Raw genomic sequence first — 25500 nt, 5'->3', positions numbered from 1 at the left:
TAGAGGAATTGCCACAAGATACGATAAGCTAAAACGTAACTATCAAAGCGCTGTTGCTTTAGCTTGTATATTTATATGGTTGCCTCTTTAGCTCAATTTATCGGCTGTAAATGTCAACACACCCTAAGCAATATTCAAAAATAGCATTCTCTAAAACCTGATCTTGATCAGGTTTTTTATTTCGGAAAATCTGCACGTTGTTTTTGACAAAGCAATGGATCGACGGGCGTGATCACGCGTTTGCCATCCTGTATCCGATACATTTCTGCCTTGGTCACATGATCATTGCGATCATACTCACAGGCTAAGCCGCCAGTCCCTTCATCTGAAGGATGAATGCCATAGATCATATAAATATAAAAACCGATCAAGCATACAAAACCTAAGCAGCCTACTAGTACTAACCAAGCCAGACCTTTCAACACTCGCTTCACATTTTTATGCATAAGCTGATCTTCAATTTGTACTGAATCGATAGCAACTGATCTTAGCCGATCCTCGCTTTCAATATGCAGGTTGATTTTTATCTTATTCAGCAGCAAGCGTTGACCAAAAATATCAAACGACTCGCCCGTTCTCATCATTGCACTAGGTTGATTAATCCGTACACTCAAAAAACCAATAAAAATTTATAGATCATAAGGACAGGATTATGAGCGAGGCTTACATCATTGATGCCATTCGCACACCGCGCGGCAAAGGAAAAAAAGACGGTTCACTACATGCCGTTAAACCGATTAGCCTACTGACCGGTTTATTGAACGAATTACAAAACCGACATCAATTTGACACCGCTGCAGTTGACGACATTGTACTGGGCTGTGTAACCCCCATTGGTGACCAAGGCGCAGACATTGCCAAAACCGCAGCCATTGCAGCAGGTTGGGACAATGATGTGGCAGGCGTTCAAATCAACCGTTTTTGTGCATCAGGTTTAGAAGCTGTGAATATGGCAGCGCAAAAGGTCCGCTCTGGTTGGGAAGACCTTGTGGTGGCTGGCGGTGTAGAGTCGATGTCTCGTGTGCCAATGGGCTCAGATGGCGGCCCTTGGGCGCTCGACCCTGAAACCAATATGGCCTGTGATTTTATACCACAAGGCATTGGGGCAGATTTAATTGCCACCATTGACGGTTATAGCCGAGCAGATGTGGATGCCTTTGCAGCGAACTCTCAGCAAAAAGCAGCCGCAGCTCAAGCCAATGGTTATTTTGACCAATCTGTCGTTCCTGTTAAAGACAAAGCAGGCGTGACAGTTTTAGCCAAAGATGAATTTATTAAACCAACGACCACAGCAGAAGGCTTAGGCAAGCTCAATCCAAGTTTTGCCATGATGGGGCAAATGGGCTTTGATGCCATTGCCTTGCAAAAATATCCTGAAGTGGGTGCTGTTAACCATGTACACCATGCAGGCAATTCATCGGGCATTGTCGATGGCGCTGCAGTGGTGTTGCTTGCCTCTGAAAAAGCCGTAAAAGAACAAGGCCTAAAGCCACGTGCCAAAGTGCTCGCAACTGCATTAGTGGGCGCAGACCCGACCATTATGCTGACAGGTCCTGCACCTGCTGCACGTAAAGCCTTAGCCAAAGCTGGCCTAACAATTGATGATATTGACCTATTTGAAGTGAATGAAGCTTTTGCAGCTGTGGTGATGCGTTTTATGACCGAACTCAACGTTGACCCTGCCAAAGTCAATGTGAATGGCGGCGCAATTGCATTAGGACATCCGCTGGGTGCAACAGGCGCCATGATTTTAGGAACCCTGATGGATGAACTGGAACGCCAAGGTAAAAAGCGCGGTTTAGCAACCTTGTGTGTGGGCGGTGGTATGGGCATCGCAACGATTATTGAGCTAGTTTAATTAACCGAACCGTACACAGCATTTGATACTTGGTATGTGTCATCCACAACCTGACCAAAAATTGAAAATAATGTTTCTGCGAACTTTTAGAAAAAAGACATTAGTTGACAGGTTTTGTGGATGACAAATGGTTTTGCCTACTTTTGCCGAAACAAAAGTAGGTCGAACCTGAATGAAGCTAAAGCACTGCTTTAGCTGAAATGAAAAAAACAGTAATAAACAAATTTGTAAAGACTCCGTAGTGACGATGAATAATTTAAATCTCAAAAATCACTAGCAAAGTCATAAAAATATTTGGATAAAATTTATGAGCGCAATTCAATTTGAAAAAAATGCCGACAATATCGTCATTTTAACTTTAGATTCTCCAAACCAATCTGCCAACACCATGAATGCAGACTTCCGCACGGCACTGGCTGAAACGGTAGACAAACTGCAAGCAGATGAAAATATTGTAGGGATTATTTTCCGTTCCGCAAAAAAAACCTTCTTTGCAGGCGGTGATTTAGACGAACTGATTCAAGCTACACCTGAGCATGCAACTGAATTCTTCAATATGATTGAAGAAATGAAAGCCAAACTGCGTTATATCGAAACACGCGGCATTCCTGTTGTTGCAGCCTTAAATGGCACAGCGCTGGGCGGTGGTTGGGAGTTAGCACTCGGTTGTCATTATCGAATCGCACTGAATGATGCTAAGGCGAAATTTGGCTTACCAGAAGTAACTTTAGGCTTACTACCGGGCGGTGGCGGTATTGTACGTATGGTACGTTTATTGGGTCTGCAAAATGCTTTTCCGCTCTTGATGGAAGGCAAACAAGTTGGTGTCGAAAAAGCCAAATCGCTCGGGCTGATTCAAGACACTGCAGATAGCCTTGAAGACCTGATGGACAAAGCGATTGCGTGGGTCAAAGCCAATCCAAAATCACAGCAGCCCTTTGATGTAAAAGGCTATAAAATTCCGGGCGGTACGCCATCGACTCCTGCTGTGGCGCAAATGCTCGCCATTGCCCCCGCTATGCTGCGTGACAAAACCAAGGGCTGTTACCCTGCGCCTGAAGCCATTATGTCGGCTGCTGTTGAAGGCGCTCAGGTCGATGTTGATACGGCGCTCACGATTGAATCACGTTACTTTACTTACCTTGCAACCGGTCAAATTTCTAAAAATATGATCGGCACCTTCTGGCATGGTCTCAACGCTATTAAGTCTGGTGCAAGCCGTCCAAAAGACGTCGCGAAATGGCAAGCCACCAAAGTTGGTATTTTAGGTGCAGGCATGATGGGTGCAGGCATCGCTTATGCCACAGCATCAAAAGGCATTGCAGTTGTACTCAAAGATGTTTCTGTTGAAGCTGCTGAAAAAGGCAAAGCCTATAGCCAAAAACTGCTAGATAAAAAAGTATCTCAAGGCCGTTTAAGTGCAGAAAAATGTGATCAAGTTTTAGGACTGATTCATGCCACTGCAGATGCTGCCGACTTACAAGGCTGCGACTTGATCATTGAAGCGGTATTTGAAAATGTCGAACTCAAAGCCAAAGTGACACAAGAAGCAGAAGCCTATTTGGCAGATGGCGGTATTTTTGCATCCAACACCTCAACCTTGCCGATTTCAGGCTTGGCCAATGCATCTCAAGATCAAGCTAAATTTATCGGTCTACATTTCTTTAGTCCTGTCGACAAAATGCAATTAGTGGAAATTATTAAAGGTAAAAACACTTCGGCTGAAACTTTGGCTAAAGCCTTTGACTTTGTGCAGCAAATTGGCAAAACGCCAATTGTAGTGAATGACAACCGTGGCTTCTTTACCAGCCGTGTCTTTGGCACCTTTGTGCAAGAAGGTTTACGTCTGCTGTCTGAAGGCGTACACCCTGCCCGCATTGAAATGGCTGCACTAAAAGCCGGCATGCCTGTAGGCCCATTGGCGATTCAAGATGAAGTGTCTTTAACACTCTCTGAACATGTCGCGGCCGAGACACGTAAAGCCTTGCAAGCTGAAGGCAAAGACCTGCCTCGCTCAGGAGTGGATGACGTGATTCAAACGATGATTCATGAGTTTGGCCGTAAAGGTAAAGCTGCCGGCGCAGGTTTTTATGAATATCCTGAAGGCGGTAAAAAGCACCTCTGGGAAGGCTTGAGTAAATGGCAGAAAGATAATGCTATTTCTGAACAGGAAATGATTGACCGCTTCCTATTTGTACAGTCGCTCGATACGCTACGCTGCCTAGAAGAAGGTGTTTTGGAATCGACTGTCGATGGCAATGTCGGTTCAATCTTCGGGATTGGTTTTGCCCCTTGGACAGGTGGTGCACTTCAATTTTTAAATCAATATGGTTTGGAAAAAGCGCTATTGCGTTCCAATACACTAGAAGCAAAATATGGCGAACGCTTCAAAGCACCGCAATTGCTGAAAGACAAAGTGGCGAAAGCTGAGCAGATTTAATTATTCATTTTGAGCATGCAAATTTTGCTGTTCAATCACATCAAAAGGAGCTTCGGCTCCTTTTAATTTTCCTTCGCATTCGCGTGTTTGCAAACAAGTCTAGATTTTACGCGAACTCTCATCTGTTTTATGTTATAAAGTAACAAGTTTTTTGATTTCTTTTTATCCGATTGAGTAGCTTGTTATGACAGATCATACTTCTCCTGAAAAATCACCGTGGGGCTGGAAAGCACTGATTATCTTCTGTATTTTAGGTGCGCTATTCATGGGTATTTTCTGGCTTGCTGTGACCAATGAACCAGACTATATGCCGAGCCAACAGAAAAAAGACAATACTCAACAGCATGCATTTAAAAATGCCCCTGTGATGTCAGAAGAAGCGTTGAAAAAGGCGCAAGCTGATCAAGCAGCTCGTGAAGCATCTGCACCGACTGCAGCAGACATGCATATGACCGAAGAACAACATGCACATATGGATGACATGAGCCCTGAACCTACTGCATCGAATGATCATGGTCACTAAGCTTTGACCCAATCTATGCAAATAAAAAACGCTTAAAATATTAAGCGTTTTTTATTTATAGCTGTCCAATTTTAAGTATTTAAGCCAAAGCCATATACATATCTTGATGCGGAATACCACAATCTAAATATTCATCACCTTCAACAACAAAACCCAACGCTGCATAAAAAGGGATAGCATGCACTTGTGAAGATAGTTTTAAATATTCACGTTGCTCTAATGTCGCTTGTTGAATGATGGCTTGCATCAAGATTTTACCAATCCCCTGACCGCGATGAGCCTTTAAAACAGCAACACGGCCTATACTGTTATTTTTCAACAAACGAGCAGTTGCAATAGCTTTCATCCCATCATGAACAATAAAATGCAGTGAAATCTCATCTTCTGCATCCCATTCATCTTCGGGCGATATCTGCTGTTCTAAAATAAAGACCTGTTCACGTATCGGCCGAGCTGCAGATGCCAGTTGCTCCCACGGACCGAATTGAATATTTAACTGCTGCATCCCGTCATCCTTTAGCATTTACAGCCAATATCTTGCTGGTCCCATTGATCATTTAACAATAATTCCAAGGAATGCTTTTGAATGCCATACATGTCTTTTAAAGCTTGAATCTGTACCAATACCGCTTGATCAGGCTCGACATAGTCTGCACGTTTGGTTGCCAAGATCATTTTATTTTTACTGGTATGCTCAAGTGCCACAAATTCAAAGACTTTGGTTTCATAACCATATGCTTTCAATAAAAGTGCACGAATCGTGTCAGTAAGCATCTCTGCTTGCTGGCCCGCATGAATGCCAAATTGCAACATCGGTGCAAGTACTTGCGGCGCTTTCAATTGCGGACGCAATTCTTTATGACAACACGGCGCACACATGATCATTTGCGCATTTAATCGAATGCCGGTATGAATCGCAAAGTCCGTTGCTACATCACAAGCGTGCAGTGCAATCATGACATCTAAGCGCTCAGGCGCATAGGTACGAACATCGCCTTGGAAAAAATCCAGTTGGCTGAAATTCGACTGCTGAGCAACGCTTTGGCAAAATTCCACCATTTTCGGATTTAGCTCAACCCCTGTCACTTTAGGCACTTGCTGGTGTTTTGCTAAATAATCATATAATGCAAAAGTCAGATAGCCTTTACCTGAACCAAAATCCACGACATGTAGAGATTGATCGGTCTCTTTGATCTGGCTTAAAGCGCCTGAAAAAATTTCTACAAATTTATTAATTTGTTTCCATTTACGTGCCATGCTCGGAATAATTTGTGCTTTTGCATCCGTAATACCGAGTGGCTGTAAGAAATAACTGTCTTGATCGACATAACGATGTTTCGCTCGATCATGTCCTTGCTGCTCCGTAGGATTTTTCCCTAAGGCTGCCTGCTTTTTGCTGATGCTTAGCATCGCTTTCTTTTTATTTTTTTTGAGCTGAATTTCTTCATCCAAGGTCATCAGGTTGGCTTGCTTACAACAACTCAATAAACTTTCGACTTGTTGATATGCAGCTGCCATTGGATAGTTTTTGGTGATGTCTTGGGTTCTATAACGATATAAACAACTAAGAAATGACTCACCTTGCAGCGAAATGACTCGCAAGGTCATTTTTTCTAATTGGTCTAATTCACCTTTATACTGACTCAAAATCATGCGATCAAAACGCTGTGTTTCAATGGCTTGCTGAAAGGCTGCTAAAAATTGCTGCTCTTGCGTAGAGGGAGAAGCCAAAGATGACATAATATAAACCTAGATAAATTTGCAAAACAATTTTAAATCTTCTTACACCAAAAGCAAAATTGAATTACTATACATGTGTATATTTAAATTATTATAAAAGATACGTTATGAATGCTCCCCATCTTTTAGCTTATGACCCAGCTGAAGAAAGACTGAATTTCTATACCCATGCTTTCGGTGCGGCTTTGTCTGCCATCGCAGGTATCCTACTGATTTTAAAAGGCTCCTACCTTCCAACTGGACAATGGCTTGCACTTTGGGTGTATGCATTCAGTATGCTGTTATTGTTTTCAGCATCGAGTCTATATCACTTCGCAGAGTCTCCTGAGCGCCGTGGTTGGTACAAAAAACTCGACCATACTGCAATCTATTATTTAATTGCAGGCACTTACACCCCGTTTCTGGCAATCGCACTGCCTACCGCAAAAGCGCATTATTTACTCATTGCACTGTGGGTCATTGCCGCAATTGGGACACTATTCAAATTAATTTTCATTCATCGTTTTCAAAAGATTTCGTTGATTGCCTATTTGGTGATGGGATGGCTTGCAGTACTGGTAATGGATGATATGCAACGCTTTTTATCTGATCAAGCTTTAACCTACCTGATCATTGGCGGGCTATCTTATACAATCGGTGCATTGTTTTATGCCTTAAAAAAGGTAAGATATACACACGCTATCTGGCATATTTTTGTATTGATAGGTGCAGGATCACATTTCCTGTCGATTTATCTCTACGTGATATAACCCACTGACACTGCATTCTTTAGTGACCCTAATTCCGCAGTTCGTAAGTTGGTATTTCGTATTTTTTTAAGAAATTACGCCTTTTTTAAAAAGATTACGCTTTTAAAACTAAGTTCAATTATTTTTAGTAAGTGTAAGGTCCACCATGGCGTCTTCAAGTGCTGCTGCCACTGAACAGCAACCAACAAATTCAAAATTCCGCGTACTTACAGCAAGTCTTGTAGGTACCACAATCGAGTTCTTCGATTTCTACATCTATGCAACTGCGGCTGTAATTATCTTCCCGCATCTGTTCTTCCCTGCAAGTACAGATCCAACAACCGCAACAATTCAATCTTTAGCAACGTTTGCGATTGCCTTTATTGCTCGCCCGATTGGCGCAGCATTCTTTGGCCATTTAGGTGACCGTATCGGTCGTAAAGCCACATTAGTTGCCGCTCTCCTCACCATGGGGATTTCGACAGTATGTATCGGCTTGCTTCCAACCTATGCTCAAATTGGTATCGCTGCTCCGCTCATGCTTGCACTTTGTCGCTTAGGTCAAGGTCTTGGTTTAGGTGGTGAATGGTCAGGTGCCGTGCTACTTGCAACTGAAAATGCGCCAGAAGGCAAACGTGCTTGGTATGGTATGTTCCCTCAATTGGGCGCGCCAATCGGCTTTATTCTTGCAACAGGCTCATTCTTGACCTTAGGTCACTTCATGTCTGAAGCTGAGTTTATGCAATGGGGTTGGCGTATTCCATTCATTGCAAGTGCGCTATTGGTTATTGTCGGTCTGTGGATTCGTCTAAAATTACATGAAACACCTGCGTTCCAAAAAGTTTTGGATAAGCAAAAAGAAGTTAACATTCCATTCAAAGAAGTGATCATCAAGCATTGGGGGATGTTAATTCTCGGTACGATTGCCGCGATTTGTACATTTGTAGTGTTCTACTTAACCACAGTATTCGCTTTACAATGGGGTACAACCCAGCTTGGTTACACACGTGAAGAATTTTTAAAACTTCAACTGGTTGCCACACTTTGTTTCGCTGCCTTCATTCCACTTTCTGCTGTATTTGCTGAAAAATTTGGTCGTAAAACGACTTCGATTGCGGTATGTGTTGTATCTGCATTGTTTGGCTTAGTCTTCTCAAGCATGCTTGAGTCTGGCAGTACTGCGATGGTGTTCTTATTCCTATGTATCGGTCTTGCGATCATGGGTTTAACCTATGGTCCAATTGGTACGGTATTGTCTGAAATCTTCCCAACGTCTGTACGTTACACAGGTTCAGCTTTAACCTTTAACATGGCTGGTATTTTTGGTGCATCTTTCGCGCCATTGATCGCAACTAAACTTGCAACTGGCTATGGTTTATATGCAGTAGGTTACTACCTAACTGCAGCATCAATCCTTTCATTGATCGCGTTCTTAATGATTCGCGAAACCAAAAATGATGATGTGAATAATCAGGTTTAATCTGCACATAATAAAAAAGCCAGCACATATTGCTGGCTTTTTTATGTCTCAAATTGAGTCAATGAACTGATGAATACTCTGTAGTTGACAGCATTTTAAATAATTAAATTCATGCATGCAGCTTAGATCCCACTGAGTAGCAATACACATCTTATGTTGCAAGACACGGTCATTCACTCAACTTCAAACTGCAAATGTCTGATGGCACGGTTCAATTTTATTAACAAAACAAGGTTTGTAGCTCTTCATCAAGAGGAACAATCACCAAAAATTTTATCAATCTTGAACGGTAGGATTTGATTAAACCAACTCGATAATATCAATGGTTGGTGGCACGAGAAAACGAAAAGGTACACCAACCATCCCCGTACCAACAGTGACAAAGACATCTGCATTATCATGCTGATATAGCCCTTTTTTGTGGCCTAAAATGGACACTTTTTTCATTACATAATCGGTCAACCATGGCAATTCCACTTGTCCACCATGTGTATGACCCGACAACATCAATGGTCGTCCCGGAAGTTTAGGTACCATATCGACGGTATCTGGATTATGCGACAAAATGATCCAAGGCTTATCTTGTGGCAATTCTGGCAAATAGCGCATATCGGCTTTACCTGCCCACAAATCCCCAACGCCTAATAAGCGAAACTCATTAAATTCCACCACTTGCCCTTCGATATCCACCACATGATTACTTTCTAATGCATGTTTTAACAGCGCTTGAATAGGCGGACCGGGATATTGCTCATCATGATTACCATTCACCGAATAAATTGGAGCAATAATTTTTTTCAGTACAGCCAATTCTTCAGCTAACTTATTTTCTGGCTCGTAAGTCCAATCCCCTGCAACCACGACCAAATCAGGATTTTGCGCATTGATTTTATCGACGATCATTTTTAACTGACGTTCATGACCTGAAAATAAACCAATGTGTAAATCACCAATTAAAGCAATGCGAACTGGCTTTAATAATTGTCGTGTTTCGTTTAATTGATATTGGCATTTTTTCACCTGAATCATGTGCGGCTCGATAAAGCGGGCATAGCATAAAAGCCCCGTAACAGCACCGACAAAAATCGCTTCATGTAGTGAATAATAGCCACTCCAGCCTGCATAAAAGCTAAAGAAGAATAAAGGAATAAGTAAATACGAGAGATAAAATGCCAACAAATGTACGAAGGCTTTAAACGGATGAATCGTTTCCGTGCGCGACTGACTTAACCAAGCTTGGGATATTGCCCAAACGCCCAGCACAGCCAACCCGATATAAAAATACATCACTACGGAATCTAATTCCCACATACATTTGCTCTACAATTTGCCTAACGAGAAAACTCGGTCACTATATTTATCTTTTCACAGCTGACACTTATACTCAAATCAAATTTTTTAGTATGTCTAACAGTATGAACTCAGCTACACCGAAACAGCAGAATTTGCCCTTCATACACAACCACACTAAGGCGGTTTTGCTGAGTTGTAGCCTTGTTTTGACTTTATCTGCATGTAGTACCTTGCCTAAACAGCAAACTCAACCTGTGGAATATGCCTTTAATACTCCCACTGACGATACTAGCCTTGCGAAAATTGTGCTGCCGCTACGTGAACAAAATCCTAATTTAACCGGTTACCACGTTCTGTATGACCCATTAGAAGCCTTAGCGGCTCGAATTGAGCTAATCAATAAGGCCGAAAAAAGTTTAGATTTACAATACTATATTTGGGATAACGACAAAATTGGTGCTTTGGCCCTACATGCCATGATCAAAGCTGCAGATCGTGGGGTGAAAATTCGTTTATTGGTCGATGACAATAATGCAAAAAAAATGGAAGGCATTTATATGGCACTCGACCAACATACCAATATTGATGTCAAACTGTATAACCCGTACCGCTTCCGACATTTCCGCCCTGTCGATATGGTGTTGGATCTAAAACGCATCAACCGTCGTATGCACAACAAAAGCTTTATTGCAGACAATCAAATCGCATTGATTGGTGGTCGCAATATGAGTAACCAATACTATAACGTCAGTGATAATTATCAATTTTCCGATGTCGACGTCATGTTGGTCGGTGCGGCATCCGATGAAATCATCCATTCTTTTGACGAATATTGGAATGATGATTATGCCTTTCCAGTACGTCAATTGGTCAATCCACGCCACTATAGTTTGCGCTTTGACAGTCTCAAACAACAACTCGATGACTATAACCAAGAAGCCACTGTGGTCAATTATTTGGACTTAGCTAACCGTTCACATGCCTTTGATGACTGGCTCAACAATAAAATCCAATTTGACTGGGTCAAAGCCGAAGTCGTCAAAGATTCCCCGAGCAAAATCAAATCTAAAGCCAAAAAAGAAGAGCACCTCAACTTTCAGCTCCTCAACCGTTTAGATAAACCTGAACAAAGTGTCGATATCGTTTCAGCCTACTTTGTCCCAGAAAAAAAAGGGGCTGAACGCCTAAAAAACCTCAGTGCCGATGGCGTAAAAGTCAGAGTCTTGACCAACTCATTCCAGGCCAATGACGTACCATTGGTTCATGCTTTTTATAGCAAATATCGTCAAGATCTCTTGGAACACGACGTTCAACTCTATGAATTTCTCTCTAGACCTGATGCAGAAAACCTCAACACCAATACCAAAGAGCTCGCTGAAAAAGCTAAAGTCAGTCTGAAGGGCTTAAGCCGTTCGAGCCTACATGCCAAACTGATGGCAATTGATGAAAAACAAGTTTTTATTGGTTCATTTAACTTTGACCCTCGCTCAGCATATTTAAATACTGAAATTGGGGTATTACTGAATAGCCCACGCTTAGCCAAAGCAGTCCACTACACCATGGATGAAAATTTGAGTAAATATGCCTATAAGTTAGTACTCAATGCAGACCAACAGATCAATTGGAAAATTAAGTTGTCAAATGGTCAAACGCGTATTTATCCACGTGAACCGAAAATCAAGTGGTGGCAAAAAGCAGGGGTGAAATTTATCTCTTGGTTGCCGCTCGAAGGCTTTATGTAAGGATTGTGCTGCAAAGGTATCCCCCTTGCAGCATGTATCATTAATTCATTATGCATCAACTGGAACTGGCGCTTTAAGGACTTTGGCTTGAAGTTCTGCCAATCCCTGATTCATTTTTTGCTGCACTTCTTGTGTCAGACTGTCAACAGTATGACCTGCCGAATCAATTGCGGGCAATGTCATCAGATGCGCTGTGACTTTCGGCATTTCTAAGACATTTTTGACATGTCGATCAAAGCTAATGTCTCCGACATAGGGCGCAATATTATCGAGTTCACCGTCCTGATTCACATAGCAAATTAAGCAAATTTGGACTGGACGTTCGGCTTCAATTGCCGCACCTAAAATACGACCATGAATTTTTTTAATTTTGCTGCCATCTGAAGTGGTGGCTTCTGGGAAAAAGAGTACCGGCGTATCTTGTTTTAAGAAGCCCGTAATTTGTTCTTTAATTTTAATTGAGTCGCCAGAACCACGCTTAATAAATAAGGTGCCACCGCCTTTCGCCAAATTACCCAGTACCGGCCATTTTTCAATTTCAGCTTTCGCCAAAAAGAAAACACGTGCGCCAGAACCCAAAACTGCCACATCTAACCATGAAATATGATTACTTACCCAAAGGGCTGGTTGACGTGGAATTTCGCCATGCACTTTGACTTCAAGATTAAATACTTTGCATAACTTGCGACAAAAATACTGCACATAGCGGGTATTTTGCGGGTTATTCGGGTCTTTATACAATTGATGACGATAAACCAAATAAAAACCCTGCGTCACGGCAACAGCTGCTGCACCGACTTTTTTACAATACAAATAAAATTTTGAAAACACATTAATTTGCGGTGTATTGACGATTTGAGGTTGATTCATAAACGGTTCACTAAAAGGACACGGTGCCACAATTTGGCGTAAATTTTCATCATCATATACCGAAGACAGTTTTTTTGCATTGATCATAAAAACCGAAGTCGAAGATAATATTTTCCCATTTTAATCGTTTTTAAAAATCAAATATGATTTTTATATCGGTTTTAAAGGTTATAAATTATGAATCACTCACATTCGGACCATCCCCCTATTTCTTCATGGCAAGCGTTTAAAGCCATTGCTTGTTTTTCATTGATATATGTGAGTGTGCTTTTCTTATTGGCGCTGAGCTTTCGAAGCTCTCTCTAATTGAATAGCACGACATACAGAACTTAGCCATTAATTCCTCACTTAGATTAACCCTCGCACTGCATTTTCGCCTAAAATGAATCTTTAAACAGGAGTGTGTGCTGAGTGGAAAATTTAAATCAACATCAAGCGAGCGGTGAACGCGTAATTTTAGTCAGTGTGGCAGTACAAATGCTTGCAGACCTTGATGCCGAAGAATTCCACTTACTTGCTCAATCTGCAGGTGCCAATATTCTGCAACATGTGCATGCACAGCGTATCAAGCCTGATGCCAAATTATTTATTGGCTCAGGGAAAGCTGAAGAAATTGCCGAAGTGGTTGCAGAGCATGAAGCCGAATTGGTCATCTTTGACCATGCCCTCACCCCTGCCCAAGCACGTAATCTTGAACGCATCATGCGTTGTCGTGTGGTCGATCGTACAGAATTAATTTTAGATATTTTTGCCCAACGCGCACGTACCTATGAAGGTAAGTTGCAAGTTGAATTGGCCCAATTACAACATATGGCTTCACGACTGATTCGTAGTCGTGGCGATCTCGATAGCCAAAAAGGTGGGATCGGCCTACGTGGACCGGGTGAAACGCTGCTGGAAACTGACCGTCGGCTACTCAAGCTCCGTATGGGACAACTCAAAGCGAAACTTGAGAAAGTCCGCCAAACACGTATGCAAGGTCGTGTGGCACGTCAAAAAGCTGCTGTTCCAACCGTGTCATTGGTGGGTTATACCAATGCTGGTAAATCGACCTTATTTAATAATTTAGCAAAAAGTGATGTCTATGCAGCAGACCAACTGTTTGCGACACTTGACCCAACTTTACGCCGTCTACATTGGGATGGCATCGGCAACTTAGTTCTCGCAGATACTGTAGGTTTTGTGCGTAATTTATCGCACTCACTGGTCGAGTCGTTTAAAGCCACCTTAGAAGAAACGTTGGAGGCGACCTTATTGTTACATGTCATTGACTCCAGCAGTCCGGACATGATGGAACAAATCGAGGCTGTCGAAAAAGTACTGAAAGAAATTGGTGTCGATGTTCCGATTCTGCGCGTTTATAACAAAATTGATGTCAGTGGCGAAGATCCTAAAATCATCTATGGCAAGCCACATCAGCCGGAACGTGTCTATGTCTCAGCACATAGTGGTAAAGGTCTTCCCTTATTACGCCAAGCGGTTCAAGAATGCTTAATGGGACAGATTCAAAGCTTTGAAGTCCGTCTAAAACCGGCTTATGGCAAATTAAGAACACAACTGTATGCGCTCAATGTGATCCAAAATGAAAGTTATGATGAACAAGGCAACTTAATTTTGCACGTCATCATTGCCCCGCATAAGTTAGAACAACTGATTAAACAGGCGCATTTACCCATCGAAGAAATCTTGGGAACGCGTGCGCAACAATTTCAACGTCCACTTGAAGAATTTGAAATTAAAGACTAAATCGGTTAAAACTTGATTAGTATAATTTTAACGAAAGACAAAAATGGACTGGATCAAGCGCATCGACTGGAAAGCCTGGATAGGCACCATTGCATTAATTATTATTTTCCGTGAAGGCGCGGTCTGGGTCATGAAGCAATTCAATCACCCAGAATTAGGCAATCTAGTCGGTTTGATTGCCCTCTTGATCGTGCTTTCATTTTGGAGAAAATTCAACAAAATTCCAGCCAGTTTGGTCGATACCAATAATAAAATCATGAAAGAAAGTGCCTTTGCCTTCTTACCCATTAGTGCAGGCTCATTGCTGATGATGATGCATTTAGGTGATGAAATTCCAATGTTTTTGATTGTTCTCTTTGTCAGCACCCTCATACCGCTGTGGGTCTACGCAAAAATGTCTAAGAAATGGCTATAGGAGAATCAACATGCTTTCAATCATCTCTGGATTCATCATTACCCTGATCGCCTATCTTGTCGCAAAACCTATTAATAAAAAATTACCGCAAATCCCCGTGATTGTGATTGGGATGTTTTTCGTCATTGGTATGCTCTATCTTTTTGGCATTTCCTATGAAAGTTATATGGCACAGGTCAATCCACTGTTCAATAACTTACTCGGCTATGTCACAGTGGCCTTGGCCATTCCTTTAGCAGCGATGCGCTACGATGACTTGCCTTTAAAAGCCGTGGGCGGGATTTTAGTCTTTGCCAGTATCAGTGCCGTTGCCCTCCCTATGGGGCTGGCTTATTTGCTGCATTTGTCAGATCCAACCATTATGGCTTTTGCTACACGGGCAGTGACCACCCCAATTGCCATCAACATTGCGACGCTGCTGCATTCCCCGATTCCTTTGGTGATTTTGATTGTGATTTTATCAGGGGTGATTGGCGCAGCATTTTCACCCATCATACTCAAAAATATTCATGATGAACGTGCATCAGGACTCGCCTTAGGACTTGCTGCACATGCGATTGGCACAGCTCAAGCTTGGCAGCGCGGCAGCATTGCTGGGCGCTATGCAGCATTTGGCATGGCGGTAAATGCAGTCTTCACAGCAATCTGGTTGCCAACTTTCATACTCTATCTACAAAATATGTGACTGAGCAATCACTTTTAAATGATTGTTTTGTATAAAAAATAAACTTAATATAAATTCAAGGGTACGCCACAACACATTGAACGATGTGCTGTGGATGTTACATTTTTGGTAAAGTCACTTTTGTGCAACATGTCAACTTTCCCGAATAAAATGTAAATATTTAGGCTTAGAGTAGTTGCTCTAAGTCCAAATATTACCTAGTATGATCAATAAACCCTCACAAAGTGTATTGATAAAGGATTATTAATATGATCGAAAAAAGTTTGAAATGGGCTGCATTATTTGGTGCTGTAGTCACAAGCTCTGCACTCTATGCTCAAGATCTTACAGGGACTTGGCAACAAATTGACGATAAAACCGGTTCGCCTAAAGCACTGATCGAAATTCGAAAAGATGCCAAAGACACCTATACCGGCAAAATTGTGAAAGTGACGCCACGTCCGGGTTATACACCAAAGGAAAAATGTGTGAATTGCCCTGCACCTTATACCAACCAGCCTATTTTAGGGATGGATGTATTTAAGGGGCTGAAACTTGAAAGTGAAAATACCTACTCTCAAGGAAAAATTATTGATCCTTTAGCAGGCAAAATTTACAGCTTAAAAGGCAAAATTTCTGCCAATGGTAAGCGCTTACATTTACGTGGATATCTGGGGATTTCCGCAATTGGTCGTACACAGACATGGATTCGCGCTGAATAAATTTTAAATTTATTCAGTAAATTGATTTGATATAGGTGAACCACCTACAGGGAATATCTGATGAAAAAATTAAAAGTGAGCCTCTTATTCTTAGCTGCTGTAATGAGTGGTTCAGCTTTTGCTCAAGATCTTTCAGGGACTTGGCAACAAATTGATGATAAAACAGGTTCACAAAAAGCCATTATTGAAATCCGTAAAGAAAGTAATGGCACATTCGTGGGTAAAATCATCAAAGTGACGCCGCGTCCGGGCTATACACCACGCGACACCTGCGTAAACTGCCCTGCACCCTACAAAAACAAGCCAATCTTAGGCCTTGATATCTTAACAGGTTTAAAACATATTGAAGGCACTAATAACTACGACAAAGGCCGTATTATTGACCCTCTTTCAGGCAAAGTTTACGACACAAAAATCCGTTTAAATGCCAGTGGGAAACGCCTAACTTTACGGGGTTATATGGGTGTTTCTGCACTTGGTCGTAGCCAAACTTGGATTCGCCAAGAGTAACCCCAAACAAGTAAAAAAACCGCCGACATGGCGGTTTTTCTTATTCCGAATATCATCAAATTATTTTTAAATTAAAGTTGACTATTCTCATAAACTTTCTAACATACGTGCTCATAAATCATGCTTCTCGGGGACAAGCGATCATGTTTAAAAAAATATTATTCAGCCTTTGCACATTCGGATTGATGAATGTTGCATTTGCAAATGACATTGCTGGCACATGGCAACAAATTGACGATAAAACAGGAGCTGCAAAAGCAATTATTTCGATTCACAAAGAATCAAATAATACCTATACCGGTAAAATTATTAAAATTACACCACGTCCGGGCTATACACCGCAAAAAAACTGTAATAAGTGCCCTGCGCCTTATACCAACCAACCGATTCTCGGCATGGAAATTGTTAAAGGTTTAAAGCAAATTAATAATACAAATAATTATGAAAAAGGTCGTATTATCGACCCTCTTTCTGGCAAAGTTTATGATGCTAAAGTCCGCTTAAACAGCACAGGAAAACGTATTTCGATCCGTGCAAGTATTGGCGTTTCAGTCTTGGGTCGTAACCAAACTTGGATTCGTTTAGACTAATCCACACACCAATAAAAAAGCCGCACGAATGCGGCTTTTTTATTTTTAAATACTTACATTACAGGATTATCGACCGCAAACATGCACTGATCTTCTAAACGATAGGCCATCAACTGATTGCCCCAAACACATCCGCCATCCACATTTTGGATTTTTGCTGAAATGCTTTTTCCTTGTAAAGCAGCCCAATGACCAAAAAGAATTTGATGGGTCTGAGCTGCTTGTGACTCAAACTCAAACCATGGCTTAAAACCCTTCGGCATAGGGTCATCGAGTGAATCTTTAAAACTGAACTCTAATCGACCTTCTGCATCGGTTAAGCGCATGCGGGTCAAATAGTTGGTAATACAGCGTAAGCGCGCATGACCAGACAAATCATCCGACCATAGGTTCGGCTCTTTACCGTACATCACTTGAAGAAACGCATCGACCACATCAAAGTCGTCATGACCAATCACCGCTTCCACTTCCTTTGCCAAGTCTGCGGTTTGCTGCGCAGTCCAATTCAAAGGAATACCCGCATGAGTCAAAATGGTTTGCTCATTCGGAAATAGACACAGCGGCTGCTTGCGTAACCAATCAATCAAATCATCACTTTCTAAAGCGTGAATCACATCATCGATATTGTCTTTAGGATTGATATCCTTAATACCGCGAGCGCATGCCAGCAAAGTCAGATCATGATTGCCCAGTACCGTCGCCGCAACTTCACTATCCACTAATTTTTTGATGAACCGCAAAGCGCCTACCGAGTTTTCACCCCGTGCGACGAGATCACCGGCAAACCATATAAAATCTTGGTCTGCATCAAACTTAATCTCTTTCAGTAAAGCTTTTAATGCTTCAAAACAGCCTTGAACATCACCAATGACATAGTTATAGCGAATATTGCGAGTCATAATTATTTAAGCCACCATTTGATCTGCTAATGCGACAAATTCTGCAAGTGTTAGGGTTTCTGGACGCGCCATTGGATCAACCCCTGCATTTTCAAAACCATCTTCAACCAACATGCCTTTTAAGCTGTTACGCAAGGTCTTGCGGCGCTGAGTAAAGACATGTGAAACTAAACGCGCAAGCGCTTTTTCATCTTTCGCCATAATCGGTTTAACGGCATAAGGCTCTAAACGGAATACCGCAGAGGTGACTTTTGGCGGCGGATTAAATGAGCCCGGTGGCACTTCAAATAAAAACGTCGGTTTGCAGAAATATTGAATCATCACCGATAAACGGCCGTATTCTTTAGTATTCGGTGAAGCGGTAATACGGTCCACGACTTCTTTTTGCAGCATGAAGTGCATGTCTTTGACTTTGTCGCCAAACTCCAAGAGATGAAACAGCAGCGGAGTCGAGATGTTATACGGCAAGTTACCAACCACACGCAGTGGACGGCCTTCGGCAAACAGCTCGGTAAAGTCATATTTCAGCGCGTCGGTTTCAACAATGGTCAAGCGCTCGGGATGCGGCACACGGCCCGGCAAACCTGCGGCTAAGTCACGGTCCAGCTCAACCACAGTTAGAGCATCACATTCACCAATTAAAGGCGATGTAAGCGCAGCAAGACCGGGACCAATTTCGACAATATTGTCACCAGTACGCGGATTTACCGAACGTACAATTTTGGCAATAACACGTTGATCATGTAAGAAATTCTGTCCAAACCGCTTACGCGTGTGATGCCCTTCATCTTTTGGGTTTAGGGCATTAATTTGATACATAAAATTCTCCGCATAGGTTTATTACAACGATTACTGACTTGATTCAAATTCACTCAAGCGAGCAAAAATTTCTTCGGACTTGGTCACATTATCCCGAGCCGCTTTAATTACACTGAGCAATGGCTCTCTTTGTTGCAACAAAGCCATTGTTTCAGATTTCATCATTTCTTCAGTTTCAGCTTGAATGGAGAGCAAACTTTCACGCATTTCAGCATTGTTTACGCGCTCTACACTCAGTTCGGGATTACCATTCAGTTGAGCCTTCAAATAAATATTGAAAGTTTCAAAATCTGCTAAAAAGTCATCTAAATCGTCTGGATGAATAGAATTCACATCAGTTAACTTCAGCAAAGAACTCAACATTCGTCCCGCAATATAGACTTGATTTTTGGCAATCATTGCTTGAATAGCTGAATTGTTTACTCTAGCCATCATATCAGCCAGAATGTTATATTCAGCTTGAATACCCGGAATGGTTTCACTTACAAGAAGTTGAGATTCATATAGCGCACTCAGGCTATTTTGATGCTGTACAAGCAGATCAATATTAGCATTGATTGCCTGTCCATCTTGAAGCATTTTATCAGCACCATCACGATTCGCATATTTTTTATGCACCGCAGTCAGCGCTTGATTAAATTTTTGCTGATTATGTTTAAAGCCATCCACGGCAGCCGGTGATGCAAAACGTATAAATCCTTCCGTCTGTTTTGGAATTTGCAGCGATAATACTTTTAATTCACAAGAATGATGATCTGTAGCGAGCGTTGAGCATGCTGACAGCATCAACGCTAACGCAATCCCAAAAAATGGGCGAATGATCGATTTCGCCCTAAGCATCTTGTTTTTTCCTGTTTTATTTTTGATAATTTTTTACTATTATTCATATAAAATTCAAACCTTTATTATTAAGTTTCGTTATTTTTCGCACGTGCTAATTCTAAAGCCAAATCAACCGCCACCTGTAAACTCGAACTTTTAGCAAGCCCGGTTCCAGCCAGTGACAGTGCTGTGCCGTGATCCACTGAAGTCCGAATAAATGGTAAGCCCAAAGTGATATTGATGGCTTCGCCAAAACCCTGCGACTTTAACACAGGCAAGCCCTGATCGTGATACATCGCCAAAACAGCATCTGCATCTTTTAAATTTTCAGGGGTAAATAAGGTATCGGCAGGTAAGCTCAGGCTCATATTCACCCCTTGAGCGCGATAACGCTCTAGCACCGGATTGATCACTTCAATCTCCTCCATGCCCAAATAGCCATCTTCACCCGCATGCGGATTTAAACCGCAGACTAAAATATGCGGATGATCTTTTTTAAATTTGGTTTTTAAGTCATGAATTAATATATCGATGACTTGATGCAAACGTTCTTGAGTAATGGCATCGGCTACATCACGAAGCGGTAAATGTGTAGTTGCCAATGAGACACGGAGCGTTTTGGTCGCAAGCATCATCACGACACGATCAACGCCTGCAAATTCTTGATAAAACTCCGTATGTCCGCTGAAATGGATACCGGCATCATTAATAATTGACTTTTGCACAGGTGCAGTTGCAACACCTACACTTTTGCCAGACATCGCATAATCTGCAGAACGACGTAATTGTTCCAACACATAGGCTGCATTATTCACATCTAACTGACCTGCGATGACAGGTTTAGTCACAGGCACATGTTCTACATAAAGCTGACCTAGAGCTGCCGAACCCTCCTGCCCAACATAGTCAATCAGTTCAACTTCGAGCTTTAACTGTTGAGCACGCTTGAGCAGCAAATCTTTATCAATAAGAACCACAAGTGGCCTTTCATCTATTCGATTGGCTAAGCTCAAACAAATATCAGGTCCGATACCTGCGGGTTCACCGCTCGTGATATATAAAGGCAGCATGGGTCTATCCTGTGTGTGCAATAGCATTATTATACTGTGTGATGCACATGACAGACCTAATTTTATTGACTAAAAATATCGGACTAAAACTCAAAAATAACCGCGTTGTGCGACATTGTATGGAATGAAATCGAAAGCAAAACCTGAAATGCCAATGATCCAAATCAGTGCAATAAGAATTACAATGCCGCGCTGAACGGTCGGTACATGCTGCGGGTAGTTCGTTATCAGCCAAAAAACATACCGCCCACAAGCAATAATCCAATCAACAGATAAACCAATAAATAACTAAGGAAAAATAAAGTGAGCATCATTAACAAAACGATGATTGCGCCATCCGCCCCATGCAAAGACACCAAATACAAAAAAGTTGGGCTTAAAATCAAGGTGCTACATAAGCCCATTAAATACCACCAATGTCGCCAAAATAAGGGGTCAGGTGTGGTTTTTAACAGATTAGAATTCGACATGATTTACATTCACCCGCATTTTTTATAATTTCTGGATTATCTACTGTTTATTGCTGAAGAAATATACTACAATACAGCGCTTGAAATTTTATATTTTCATTTGTGATTCTTCACGTATTCGTATAGAATCGCGTCTCCTTTTGTTTGGACAGCTTCCATAGTCCAAACCAACTATAATAGGTAGTGGTTTAATGAAAACTCTCAGCGCTAAGCCAGCTGAAGTTCAACACGACTGGTACGTTGTTGATGCTTCTGGCAAAACTTTAGGTCGCCTTGCGACTGAAATCGCTCGTCGTTTACGCGGTAAGCACAAAACTTCTTATACTCCTCACGTTGACACTGGTGACTACATCGTTGTTATCAATGCTGAGCAAGTTCAAGTGACTGGTAAAAAATCACTTGATAAGAAATATTATCGCCACACTGGTTTCCCTGGTGGTATTCGTGAAACTAATTTCGAAAAATTAGTTGCTCACAAACCAGAAGAAATCTTCGAACGTGCTGTAAAAGGCATGTTGCCAAAAGGTCCTCTTGGTTATGCAATGATCAAGAAAATGAAAGTGTACGCTGGTACTGAGCATCCACATACTGCTCAACAGCCACAAGTTTTGGACATCTAAGGGATACAGCACATGGCTACTAACTATGGTACAGGTCGCCGTAAGACCGCAACTGCACGTGTTTTCCTATCAGCTGGTACTGGTAAACTCGTAATCAACAACCGTTCTTTAGAACAATATTTCGGTCGTGAAACTGCTCGTATGGTTGTTAACCAACCACTTGAGCTTTTAGAAGCTACTGAGAAATATGACCTTTACATCACTGTTGCTGGTGGTGGTATCGGTGGTCAAGCAGGCGCTATCCGTCACGGTATTACTCGTGCATTGATCGCTTCTGACGAAACTCTTAAACCTGCTCTTCGTCAAGCTGGTTTCGTTACTCGTGATGCTCGTGAAGTTGAACGTAAGAAACTTGGTTTACGTAAAGCTCGTAAACGTCCTCAATTCTCTAAACGTTAATTCGTTTACCGAATCGGACAAAAAACCTTGGCTTATGCCAAGGTTTTTTTATATCTTGATTTTTATGAAGATGATGCAAATAGAATAACGAACCGATAAACCAAGAGACTCAAACTCGCAATTAAGCATATAACCGACAGTGTTAGTGTAATTGTACAGATGGTGATTTTGTTTTTTTGTTCAGGGCTATCATCCTCTGCTCCATAATCAGAGGCATAACCTCCAGCGAGTGCCGTATAAAAGCCAATGCCCATAAAAATAACCGCAGCGAAAAATAATAATTTTTGTACAAGTGCAATGGTCATCATGCGGTGATGATCAGGTAAATGAATGACATGACAATCTATCAGATAAAATAAACCAAAACTGGAATTTTCGTTGTAGCTGCATTGATATTGCTAAAGTCTCCGTGATTTTACTGTCTAATTTTAGTATCCTATCTTATTCATTTCTCATCGTCTCGGATTATGTCAGTCGAAAATGCACCTCTCCAAGGGATTACGCTTTACAGTCATGCGGATGACTTTCGCTCACACTGGGTACGCTATGTACTTGCAGAGAAGCAAATCAAACATAATTTAATTATTGCTGATGATGAAGACGAAGATCTTGCGAGTTTAAATCCCTACAATCAACTTCCGATGATGATTGAAAATGGCCTAAAACTCTATAACAGCAGTATTATTGCCGAATATCTGGATGACCGTTATCGTCAAAATAAACTGTATGCAGATGCACCTATGCCTCGTGCAGAGCAACGTCAATATGTATGGCGCTTCGAACAAGATTGGTTAAGACTGGCTGATATTATGCTTCGCCATCCCGATACCCTCGATGAAAAAGCCAAGCAAAACGCACAAAAACAATTACGTGATACACTCATTTCACTAACCCCCTTGTTTCAGCATTATCCTTATTTTATGTCTGAACAATTTAGCATGTTAGACTGTATGCTCGCGCCTATATTTCTGCGCCTAAAAGCCATGGGTATTGAGCTTCCCAAACAGCAATGCCGCCCTATATTTCTCTATTGCCAACGCATCTTTAGCCGTCCAGCATTTATCAAATCAATGACATTGCAGGAAAAAAATCGCTATAGCGAGCTTTTAGTAAAAAATTAATTTTCCATAAATATTCGAGTAAGCATTATGTCTGAACAGGAACTACAACTCACTCCAACACGTCCATACTTAACACGGGCACTTTATGAATGGATTTGTGAAAACCAACTTACCCCCTACCTACTTGTCGATGCGACACAGAATGGTACGATGGTGCCAGTTCAATATATTCAAGATGGCCAAATTGTCCTGAATATCGCACCTCATGCAACGCATGCGCTACACATGAGTAATGAGACGATTACTTTCTCTGCACGCTTTGGTGGCGTTTCGCAAAACCTCTATATCCCCTTTTCTGCTGTTCTAGGCATCTATGCACGTGAAAATGGTCAAGGCATGTTCTTCGATCCTCAAGAATATGAAGGTATTCAGAATGATCAAAATGCTTTAAAATCAAACGACCAAGAACAACAAGAGCAACCGAAGAAAAAACCGGGTTTAAGGTTGCTCGATTAAAGAATAAGGAAGCGAATAATGGCTTTTGATTTAGTACAATATTTTGTCGAACAAATAGAATCTCAAAAGCCTACGCTTTTAAGTCATTTAAATCGTGAAGAAAAACGACAACATTTACGTGAAATTAATGCTTTAACCTTAGGTGAATTGATTCATCAGCTCCGCAATAATGCTCAAAAGGTTTATCAAGAAATTACTCATCCTGATGAACTCTATATTCAAGAAGTTTCACGCCATCTGACCACCAATCCATCGAATGCATCAATATTAGAGCGCTCTGAACTTGAACACCTAACAACTGAAATTTTTCATTTACAATTAAATGAATTAAAGCAACTTCATGATACCGGCTCACACTCACCACAAAGCATTCAAGAATTACTCAACGGCCAAATTGAACACCTTTCTGGTCAAGCGGATGATTGGGTTTGGTCAACAAACAACCTAACAGAGCTCCTTGGTTCTAAACCAAATCTGCAAGAAGAGATATCATTAGAAGCATCAATGAAGGAGTTCAATCAAATGGTTAATCAACAACATACACAAGAAGACGTAACAACTGAAGTACAAGTACCGACTTGGTCAAAAATTGTAGAGCCAGTAGTTGCAGTGGTGATTCTATGGATTTTGGCATCTGCAGCATGTAATATTTTTGCTTAATTGACTTCATTTCTCTAAATCTATGACCTGCTTTTTAAGCAGGTTTTTTTTAATCGAATATTTAGGATATTGATATTTTAAATATAAAATTTACCCGATAAAGGTAGCCAAATAATGATCCCAGGCAGTATCGTGGACAACCTATCCCTCTAAATTCTTAAAATATTTCTGCTCAAAGGCTTCTGGGCTTAACCAACCATTTGCAGAGTGCCTTCTCACTCGATTGTAGTAAATCTCAATATAGTCAAACAAGACAACATTGGCTTCTTTTCGGGTCAAAAATACACTGCCATGTACCACATGACCTTTAAATGTGTGAAAGAAGCTTTCTGTTACTGCATTATCCCATGAGCAATATACTGCGCAAGGCCTCGTCTAGACATGCTTTGGATGCAGTTGTTCATCAATAATAGCGCTCTAAAATCACGACTACAGTGCTGTGAGCCTTGGTCAGAATGGACCATGATATTCGTTGGATACCCGCCCACAATTCAAATTATGCAGTCATTGGCTTATGTTAGCTTGGATGATTTCAGAAGAACGAACCATTCATGAAATTTTAAATAAACCCTTTTATCATCCAACTTTAGAAGAAGGGTTAAGAACTGCATTAAAGCATGCACGACGTCAGTTAAAATAATTTTATCGTTTTAGGTCGATTTATAGCGTTGGATTTCCAACGCTTTATTTTCGCCCCCTTTTATCTTTTTTCCACGCATAAAAAAACACCCCCTGAGATATCAGGGGGTGTTTCGAATAATGAGCTGGCGATGACTTACTCTCACATGGGTAACCCCACACTACCATCAGCGCTAAGAGGTTTCACTTCTGAGTTCGGGAAGG

General features: G+C 41.4%; 28 protein-coding genes and 3 pseudogenes. 19 read left to right on the top strand and 12 right to left on the bottom strand.

Annotated features, from left to right (window positions below; all coding sequences use genetic code 11):
- A pseudogene (locus FTU83_RS14160) lies at positions 1 to 91 on the top strand (IS5/IS1182 family transposase); the annotation flags it as partial.
- 85 nt (positions 92 to 176) lie between these two features.
- Here the strand turns inward: FTU83_RS14160 and FTU83_RS17495 are convergent.
- A complete protein-coding gene (locus tag FTU83_RS17495; protein ID WP_257223498.1) occupies positions 177 to 614 on the bottom strand; it encodes a hypothetical protein in 438 nt (145 codons plus the stop codon).
- Positions 615 to 652: 38 nt separating this feature from the next.
- On the opposite strand from FTU83_RS17495, the gene FTU83_RS14150 reads away from it, so the two are divergent.
- From FTU83_RS14150 to FTU83_RS14140, 3 genes are all read left to right on the top strand, one after another.
- Entirely contained in the window at positions 653 to 1858 is a 1206-nt protein-coding gene (locus FTU83_RS14150; RefSeq protein ID WP_180106981.1) for an acetyl-CoA C-acetyltransferase, read from the top strand.
- 307 nt (positions 1859 to 2165) lie between these two features.
- On the top strand, positions 2166 to 4298 hold the full coding sequence (locus tag FTU83_RS14145; RefSeq protein ID WP_180106979.1) for a 3-hydroxyacyl-CoA dehydrogenase NAD-binding domain-containing protein: 2133 nt from the start codon (positions 2166 to 2168) through the stop codon (positions 4296 to 4298).
- Positions 4299 to 4482: 184 nt separating this feature from the next.
- Positions 4483 to 4821, top strand: a complete 339-nt coding sequence (locus FTU83_RS14140) for a hypothetical protein (protein WP_078190097.1) — start codon at positions 4483 to 4485, stop codon at positions 4819 to 4821.
- Between the two features lie 79 nt (positions 4822 to 4900).
- Here FTU83_RS14140 and FTU83_RS14135 read toward each other — a convergent pair whose 3' ends face one another.
- Positions 4901 to 5326, bottom strand: coding sequence for a GNAT family N-acetyltransferase (locus FTU83_RS14135; RefSeq protein WP_257222638.1), 426 nt, complete (start codon positions 5324 to 5326; stop codon positions 4901 to 4903).
- A gap of 11 nt (positions 5327 to 5337) precedes the next feature.
- On the bottom strand, positions 5338 to 6561 hold the full coding sequence (locus FTU83_RS14130) for an SAM-dependent methyltransferase (RefSeq protein WP_180106977.1): 1224 nt from the start codon (positions 6559 to 6561) through the stop codon (positions 5338 to 5340).
- Positions 6562 to 6668: 107 nt separating this feature from the next.
- On the opposite strand from FTU83_RS14130, the gene FTU83_RS14125 reads away from it, so the two are divergent.
- Both FTU83_RS14125 and FTU83_RS14120 read left to right on the top strand, forming a co-directional pair.
- A complete protein-coding gene (locus tag FTU83_RS14125) occupies positions 6669 to 7310 on the top strand; it encodes a hemolysin III family protein (RefSeq protein ID WP_180011623.1) in 642 nt (213 codons plus the stop codon).
- A gap of 145 nt (positions 7311 to 7455) precedes the next feature.
- Positions 7456 to 8769 carry an MFS transporter gene (locus tag FTU83_RS14120; protein WP_180026703.1) on the top strand — a complete coding sequence of 438 codons (1314 nt, stop codon included), beginning with the start codon at positions 7456 to 7458 and terminating at the stop codon, positions 8767 to 8769.
- 300 nt (positions 8770 to 9069) lie between these two features.
- Here the strand turns inward: FTU83_RS14120 and FTU83_RS14115 are convergent, their stop codons facing one another.
- A complete protein-coding gene (locus FTU83_RS14115; RefSeq protein ID WP_180005126.1) occupies positions 9070 to 10080 on the bottom strand; it encodes a metallophosphoesterase in 1011 nt (336 codons plus the stop codon).
- A gap of 104 nt (positions 10081 to 10184) precedes the next feature.
- Between FTU83_RS14115 and FTU83_RS14110 the strand changes: the two genes are divergently transcribed.
- Positions 10185 to 11804 carry a phospholipase D family protein gene (locus FTU83_RS14110; protein WP_257222637.1) on the top strand — a complete coding sequence of 540 codons (1620 nt, stop codon included), beginning with the start codon at positions 10185 to 10187 and terminating at the stop codon, positions 11802 to 11804.
- A 48-nt stretch (positions 11805 to 11852) separates the two neighbouring features.
- On the opposite strand, the gene FTU83_RS14105 is transcribed toward FTU83_RS14110, so the two are convergent.
- Complete coding sequence (locus FTU83_RS14105) at positions 11853 to 12674, bottom strand: 1-acyl-sn-glycerol-3-phosphate acyltransferase (protein ID WP_180005139.1); 822 nt, start codon at positions 12672 to 12674, stop codon at positions 11853 to 11855.
- Between the two features lie 411 nt (positions 12675 to 13085).
- Between FTU83_RS14105 and hflX the strand changes: the two genes are divergently transcribed.
- The 6 genes from hflX (at position 13086) to FTU83_RS14075 (ending at position 17321) form a co-directional block, all read left to right on the top strand.
- Complete coding sequence (gene hflX / locus FTU83_RS14100; protein WP_078190104.1) at positions 13086 to 14420, top strand: ribosome rescue GTPase HflX; 1335 nt, start codon at positions 13086 to 13088, stop codon at positions 14418 to 14420.
- Between the two features lie 43 nt (positions 14421 to 14463).
- Positions 14464 to 14835 carry a hypothetical protein gene (locus FTU83_RS14095; RefSeq protein ID WP_078194269.1) on the top strand — a complete coding sequence of 124 codons (372 nt, stop codon included), beginning with the start codon at positions 14464 to 14466 and terminating at the stop codon, positions 14833 to 14835.
- Positions 14836 to 14845: 10 nt separating this feature from the next.
- Positions 14846 to 15520, top strand: coding sequence for an LrgB family protein (locus FTU83_RS14090; protein ID WP_078190106.1), 675 nt, complete (start codon positions 14846 to 14848; stop codon positions 15518 to 15520).
- A gap of 248 nt (positions 15521 to 15768) precedes the next feature.
- Entirely contained in the window at positions 15769 to 16221 is a 453-nt protein-coding gene (locus tag FTU83_RS14085; RefSeq protein ID WP_111884999.1) for a DUF2147 domain-containing protein, read from the top strand.
- A gap of 60 nt (positions 16222 to 16281) precedes the next feature.
- A complete protein-coding gene (locus FTU83_RS14080; protein ID WP_168379558.1) occupies positions 16282 to 16731 on the top strand; it encodes a DUF2147 domain-containing protein in 450 nt (149 codons plus the stop codon).
- 143 nt (positions 16732 to 16874) lie between these two features.
- Complete coding sequence (locus FTU83_RS14075; RefSeq protein WP_078190109.1) at positions 16875 to 17321, top strand: DUF2147 domain-containing protein; 447 nt, start codon at positions 16875 to 16877, stop codon at positions 17319 to 17321.
- A 53-nt stretch (positions 17322 to 17374) separates the two neighbouring features.
- Here the strand turns inward: FTU83_RS14075 and FTU83_RS14070 are convergent, their stop codons facing one another.
- The 5 genes from FTU83_RS14070 to FTU83_RS14050 form a co-directional block, all read right to left on the bottom strand.
- On the bottom strand, positions 17375 to 18220 hold the full coding sequence (locus FTU83_RS14070; protein WP_180050326.1) for a symmetrical bis(5'-nucleosyl)-tetraphosphatase: 846 nt from the start codon (positions 18218 to 18220) through the stop codon (positions 17375 to 17377).
- A 6-nt stretch (positions 18221 to 18226) separates the two neighbouring features.
- Entirely contained in the window at positions 18227 to 19039 is an 813-nt protein-coding gene (gene rsmA / locus FTU83_RS14065; protein ID WP_180011634.1) for a 16S rRNA (adenine(1518)-N(6)/adenine(1519)-N(6))-dimethyltransferase RsmA, read from the bottom strand.
- Positions 19040 to 19069: 30 nt separating this feature from the next.
- The gene (locus tag FTU83_RS14060; RefSeq protein ID WP_180106975.1) at positions 19070 to 19879 is read right to left on the bottom strand and encodes a pilus assembly protein PilJ; all 810 of its coding nucleotides are present in this window, start codon (positions 19877 to 19879) and stop codon (positions 19070 to 19072) included.
- A 68-nt stretch (positions 19880 to 19947) separates the two neighbouring features.
- Positions 19948 to 20931, bottom strand: coding sequence for a 4-hydroxythreonine-4-phosphate dehydrogenase PdxA (pdxA, locus tag FTU83_RS14055; RefSeq protein ID WP_180106973.1), 984 nt, complete (start codon positions 20929 to 20931; stop codon positions 19948 to 19950).
- A gap of 227 nt (positions 20932 to 21158) precedes the next feature.
- A complete protein-coding gene (locus FTU83_RS14050; protein ID WP_180060224.1) occupies positions 21159 to 21401 on the bottom strand; it encodes a hypothetical protein in 243 nt (80 codons plus the stop codon).
- Positions 21402 to 21592: 191 nt separating this feature from the next.
- On the opposite strand from FTU83_RS14050, the gene rplM reads away from it, so the two are divergent.
- Both rplM and rpsI read left to right on the top strand, forming a co-directional pair.
- Positions 21593 to 22021 carry a 50S ribosomal protein L13 gene (rplM, locus tag FTU83_RS14045; protein ID WP_004722943.1) on the top strand — a complete coding sequence of 143 codons (429 nt, stop codon included), beginning with the start codon at positions 21593 to 21595 and terminating at the stop codon, positions 22019 to 22021.
- 12 nt (positions 22022 to 22033) lie between these two features.
- A complete protein-coding gene (rpsI, locus tag FTU83_RS14040; protein WP_078190115.1) occupies positions 22034 to 22420 on the top strand; it encodes a 30S ribosomal protein S9 in 387 nt (128 codons plus the stop codon).
- Between the two features lie 62 nt (positions 22421 to 22482).
- Here the strand turns inward: rpsI and FTU83_RS14035 are convergent, their stop codons facing one another.
- Entirely contained in the window at positions 22483 to 22728 is a 246-nt protein-coding gene (locus tag FTU83_RS14035) for a hypothetical protein (protein WP_180106971.1), read from the bottom strand.
- A 159-nt stretch (positions 22729 to 22887) separates the two neighbouring features.
- Here FTU83_RS14035 and FTU83_RS14030 point away from each other — a divergent pair, with 159 nt between their 5' ends.
- From FTU83_RS14030 to FTU83_RS14020, 3 genes are read left to right on the top strand one after another with little or no spacing between them, the layout of a single operon-like run.
- On the top strand, positions 22888 to 23541 hold the full coding sequence (locus FTU83_RS14030) for a glutathione S-transferase N-terminal domain-containing protein (RefSeq protein ID WP_180106969.1): 654 nt from the start codon (positions 22888 to 22890) through the stop codon (positions 23539 to 23541).
- 27 nt (positions 23542 to 23568) lie between these two features.
- On the top strand, positions 23569 to 23997 hold the full coding sequence (locus tag FTU83_RS14025) for a ClpXP protease specificity-enhancing factor (RefSeq protein WP_180041717.1): 429 nt from the start codon (positions 23569 to 23571) through the stop codon (positions 23995 to 23997).
- A gap of 18 nt (positions 23998 to 24015) precedes the next feature.
- Positions 24016 to 24657 carry a hypothetical protein gene (locus FTU83_RS14020; RefSeq protein WP_180005137.1) on the top strand — a complete coding sequence of 214 codons (642 nt, stop codon included), beginning with the start codon at positions 24016 to 24018 and terminating at the stop codon, positions 24655 to 24657.
- A 141-nt stretch (positions 24658 to 24798) separates the two neighbouring features.
- Here the strand turns inward: FTU83_RS14020 and FTU83_RS14015 are convergent.
- A pseudogene (locus FTU83_RS14015) lies at positions 24799 to 25139 on the bottom strand (IS3 family transposase); the annotation flags it as partial.
- 32 nt (positions 25140 to 25171) lie between these two features.
- Here FTU83_RS14015 and FTU83_RS17490 point away from each other — a divergent pair.
- Positions 25172 to 25297, top strand: a pseudogene (locus FTU83_RS17490) (hypothetical protein); the annotation flags it as partial.
- Positions 25298 to 25500: the final 203 nt, after the last annotated feature.

Origin of the sequence: Acinetobacter sp. YH12152, assembly GCF_013418285.1 — a bacterium.
Classification (GTDB): domain Bacteria; phylum Pseudomonadota; class Gammaproteobacteria; order Pseudomonadales; family Moraxellaceae; genus Acinetobacter; species Acinetobacter amyesii.
The sequence above is the reverse complement of the archived record's forward strand: the minus strand, read 5'-3'. Positions and strand labels throughout refer to the sequence as shown.

Excerpts from the sequence above, each read along its gene's own strand:
- FTU83_RS14150 (WP_180106981.1), top strand. The coding sequence starts at position 653 with ATGAGCGAGGCTTACATCATTGATGCCATTCGCACACCGCGCGGCAAA.
- FTU83_RS14145 (WP_180106979.1), top strand. The coding sequence starts at position 2,166 with ATGAGCGCAATTCAATTTGAAAAAAATGCCGACAATATCGTCATTTTA.
- FTU83_RS14140 (WP_078190097.1), top strand. The coding sequence starts at position 4,483 with ATGACAGATCATACTTCTCCTGAAAAATCACCGTGGGGCTGGAAAGCA.
- FTU83_RS14135 (WP_257222638.1), bottom strand. The coding sequence starts at position 5,326 with ATGCAGCAGTTAAATATTCAATTCGGTCCGTGGGAGCAACTGGCATCT.
- FTU83_RS14130 (WP_180106977.1), bottom strand. The coding sequence starts at position 6,561 with ATGTCATCTTTGGCTTCTCCCTCTACGCAAGAGCAGCAATTTTTAGCA.
- FTU83_RS14125 (WP_180011623.1), top strand. The coding sequence starts at position 6,669 with ATGAATGCTCCCCATCTTTTAGCTTATGACCCAGCTGAAGAAAGACTG.
- FTU83_RS14120 (WP_180026703.1), top strand. The coding sequence starts at position 7,456 with ATGGCGTCTTCAAGTGCTGCTGCCACTGAACAGCAACCAACAAATTCA.
- FTU83_RS14115 (WP_180005126.1), bottom strand. The coding sequence starts at position 10,080 with ATGTGGGAATTAGATTCCGTAGTGATGTATTTTTATATCGGGTTGGCT.
- FTU83_RS14110 (WP_257222637.1), top strand. The coding sequence starts at position 10,185 with ATGAACTCAGCTACACCGAAACAGCAGAATTTGCCCTTCATACACAAC.
- FTU83_RS14105 (WP_180005139.1), bottom strand. The coding sequence starts at position 12,674 with ATGAATCAACCTCAAATCGTCAATACACCGCAAATTAATGTGTTTTCA.
- FTU83_RS14095 (WP_078194269.1), top strand. The coding sequence starts at position 14,464 with ATGGACTGGATCAAGCGCATCGACTGGAAAGCCTGGATAGGCACCATT.
- FTU83_RS14090 (WP_078190106.1), top strand. The coding sequence starts at position 14,846 with ATGCTTTCAATCATCTCTGGATTCATCATTACCCTGATCGCCTATCTT.
- FTU83_RS14085 (WP_111884999.1), top strand. The coding sequence starts at position 15,769 with ATGATCGAAAAAAGTTTGAAATGGGCTGCATTATTTGGTGCTGTAGTC.
- FTU83_RS14080 (WP_168379558.1), top strand. The coding sequence starts at position 16,282 with ATGAAAAAATTAAAAGTGAGCCTCTTATTCTTAGCTGCTGTAATGAGT.
- FTU83_RS14075 (WP_078190109.1), top strand. The coding sequence starts at position 16,875 with ATGTTTAAAAAAATATTATTCAGCCTTTGCACATTCGGATTGATGAAT.
- FTU83_RS14070 (WP_180050326.1), bottom strand. The coding sequence starts at position 18,220 with ATGACTCGCAATATTCGCTATAACTATGTCATTGGTGATGTTCAAGGC.
- rsmA (WP_180011634.1), bottom strand. The coding sequence starts at position 19,039 with ATGTATCAAATTAATGCCCTAAACCCAAAAGATGAAGGGCATCACACG.
- FTU83_RS14060 (WP_180106975.1), bottom strand. The coding sequence starts at position 19,879 with ATGCTTAGGGCGAAATCGATCATTCGCCCATTTTTTGGGATTGCGTTA.
- pdxA (WP_180106973.1), bottom strand. The coding sequence starts at position 20,931 with ATGCTGCCTTTATATATCACGAGCGGTGAACCCGCAGGTATCGGACCT.
- FTU83_RS14050 (WP_180060224.1), bottom strand. The coding sequence starts at position 21,401 with ATGTCGAATTCTAATCTGTTAAAAACCACACCTGACCCCTTATTTTGG.
- rplM (WP_004722943.1), top strand. The coding sequence starts at position 21,593 with ATGAAAACTCTCAGCGCTAAGCCAGCTGAAGTTCAACACGACTGGTAC.
- rpsI (WP_078190115.1), top strand. The coding sequence starts at position 22,034 with ATGGCTACTAACTATGGTACAGGTCGCCGTAAGACCGCAACTGCACGT.
- FTU83_RS14035 (WP_180106971.1), bottom strand. The coding sequence starts at position 22,728 with ATGATGACCATTGCACTTGTACAAAAATTATTATTTTTCGCTGCGGTT.
- FTU83_RS14030 (WP_180106969.1), top strand. The coding sequence starts at position 22,888 with ATGTCAGTCGAAAATGCACCTCTCCAAGGGATTACGCTTTACAGTCAT.
- FTU83_RS14025 (WP_180041717.1), top strand. The coding sequence starts at position 23,569 with ATGTCTGAACAGGAACTACAACTCACTCCAACACGTCCATACTTAACA.
- FTU83_RS14020 (WP_180005137.1), top strand. The coding sequence starts at position 24,016 with ATGGCTTTTGATTTAGTACAATATTTTGTCGAACAAATAGAATCTCAA.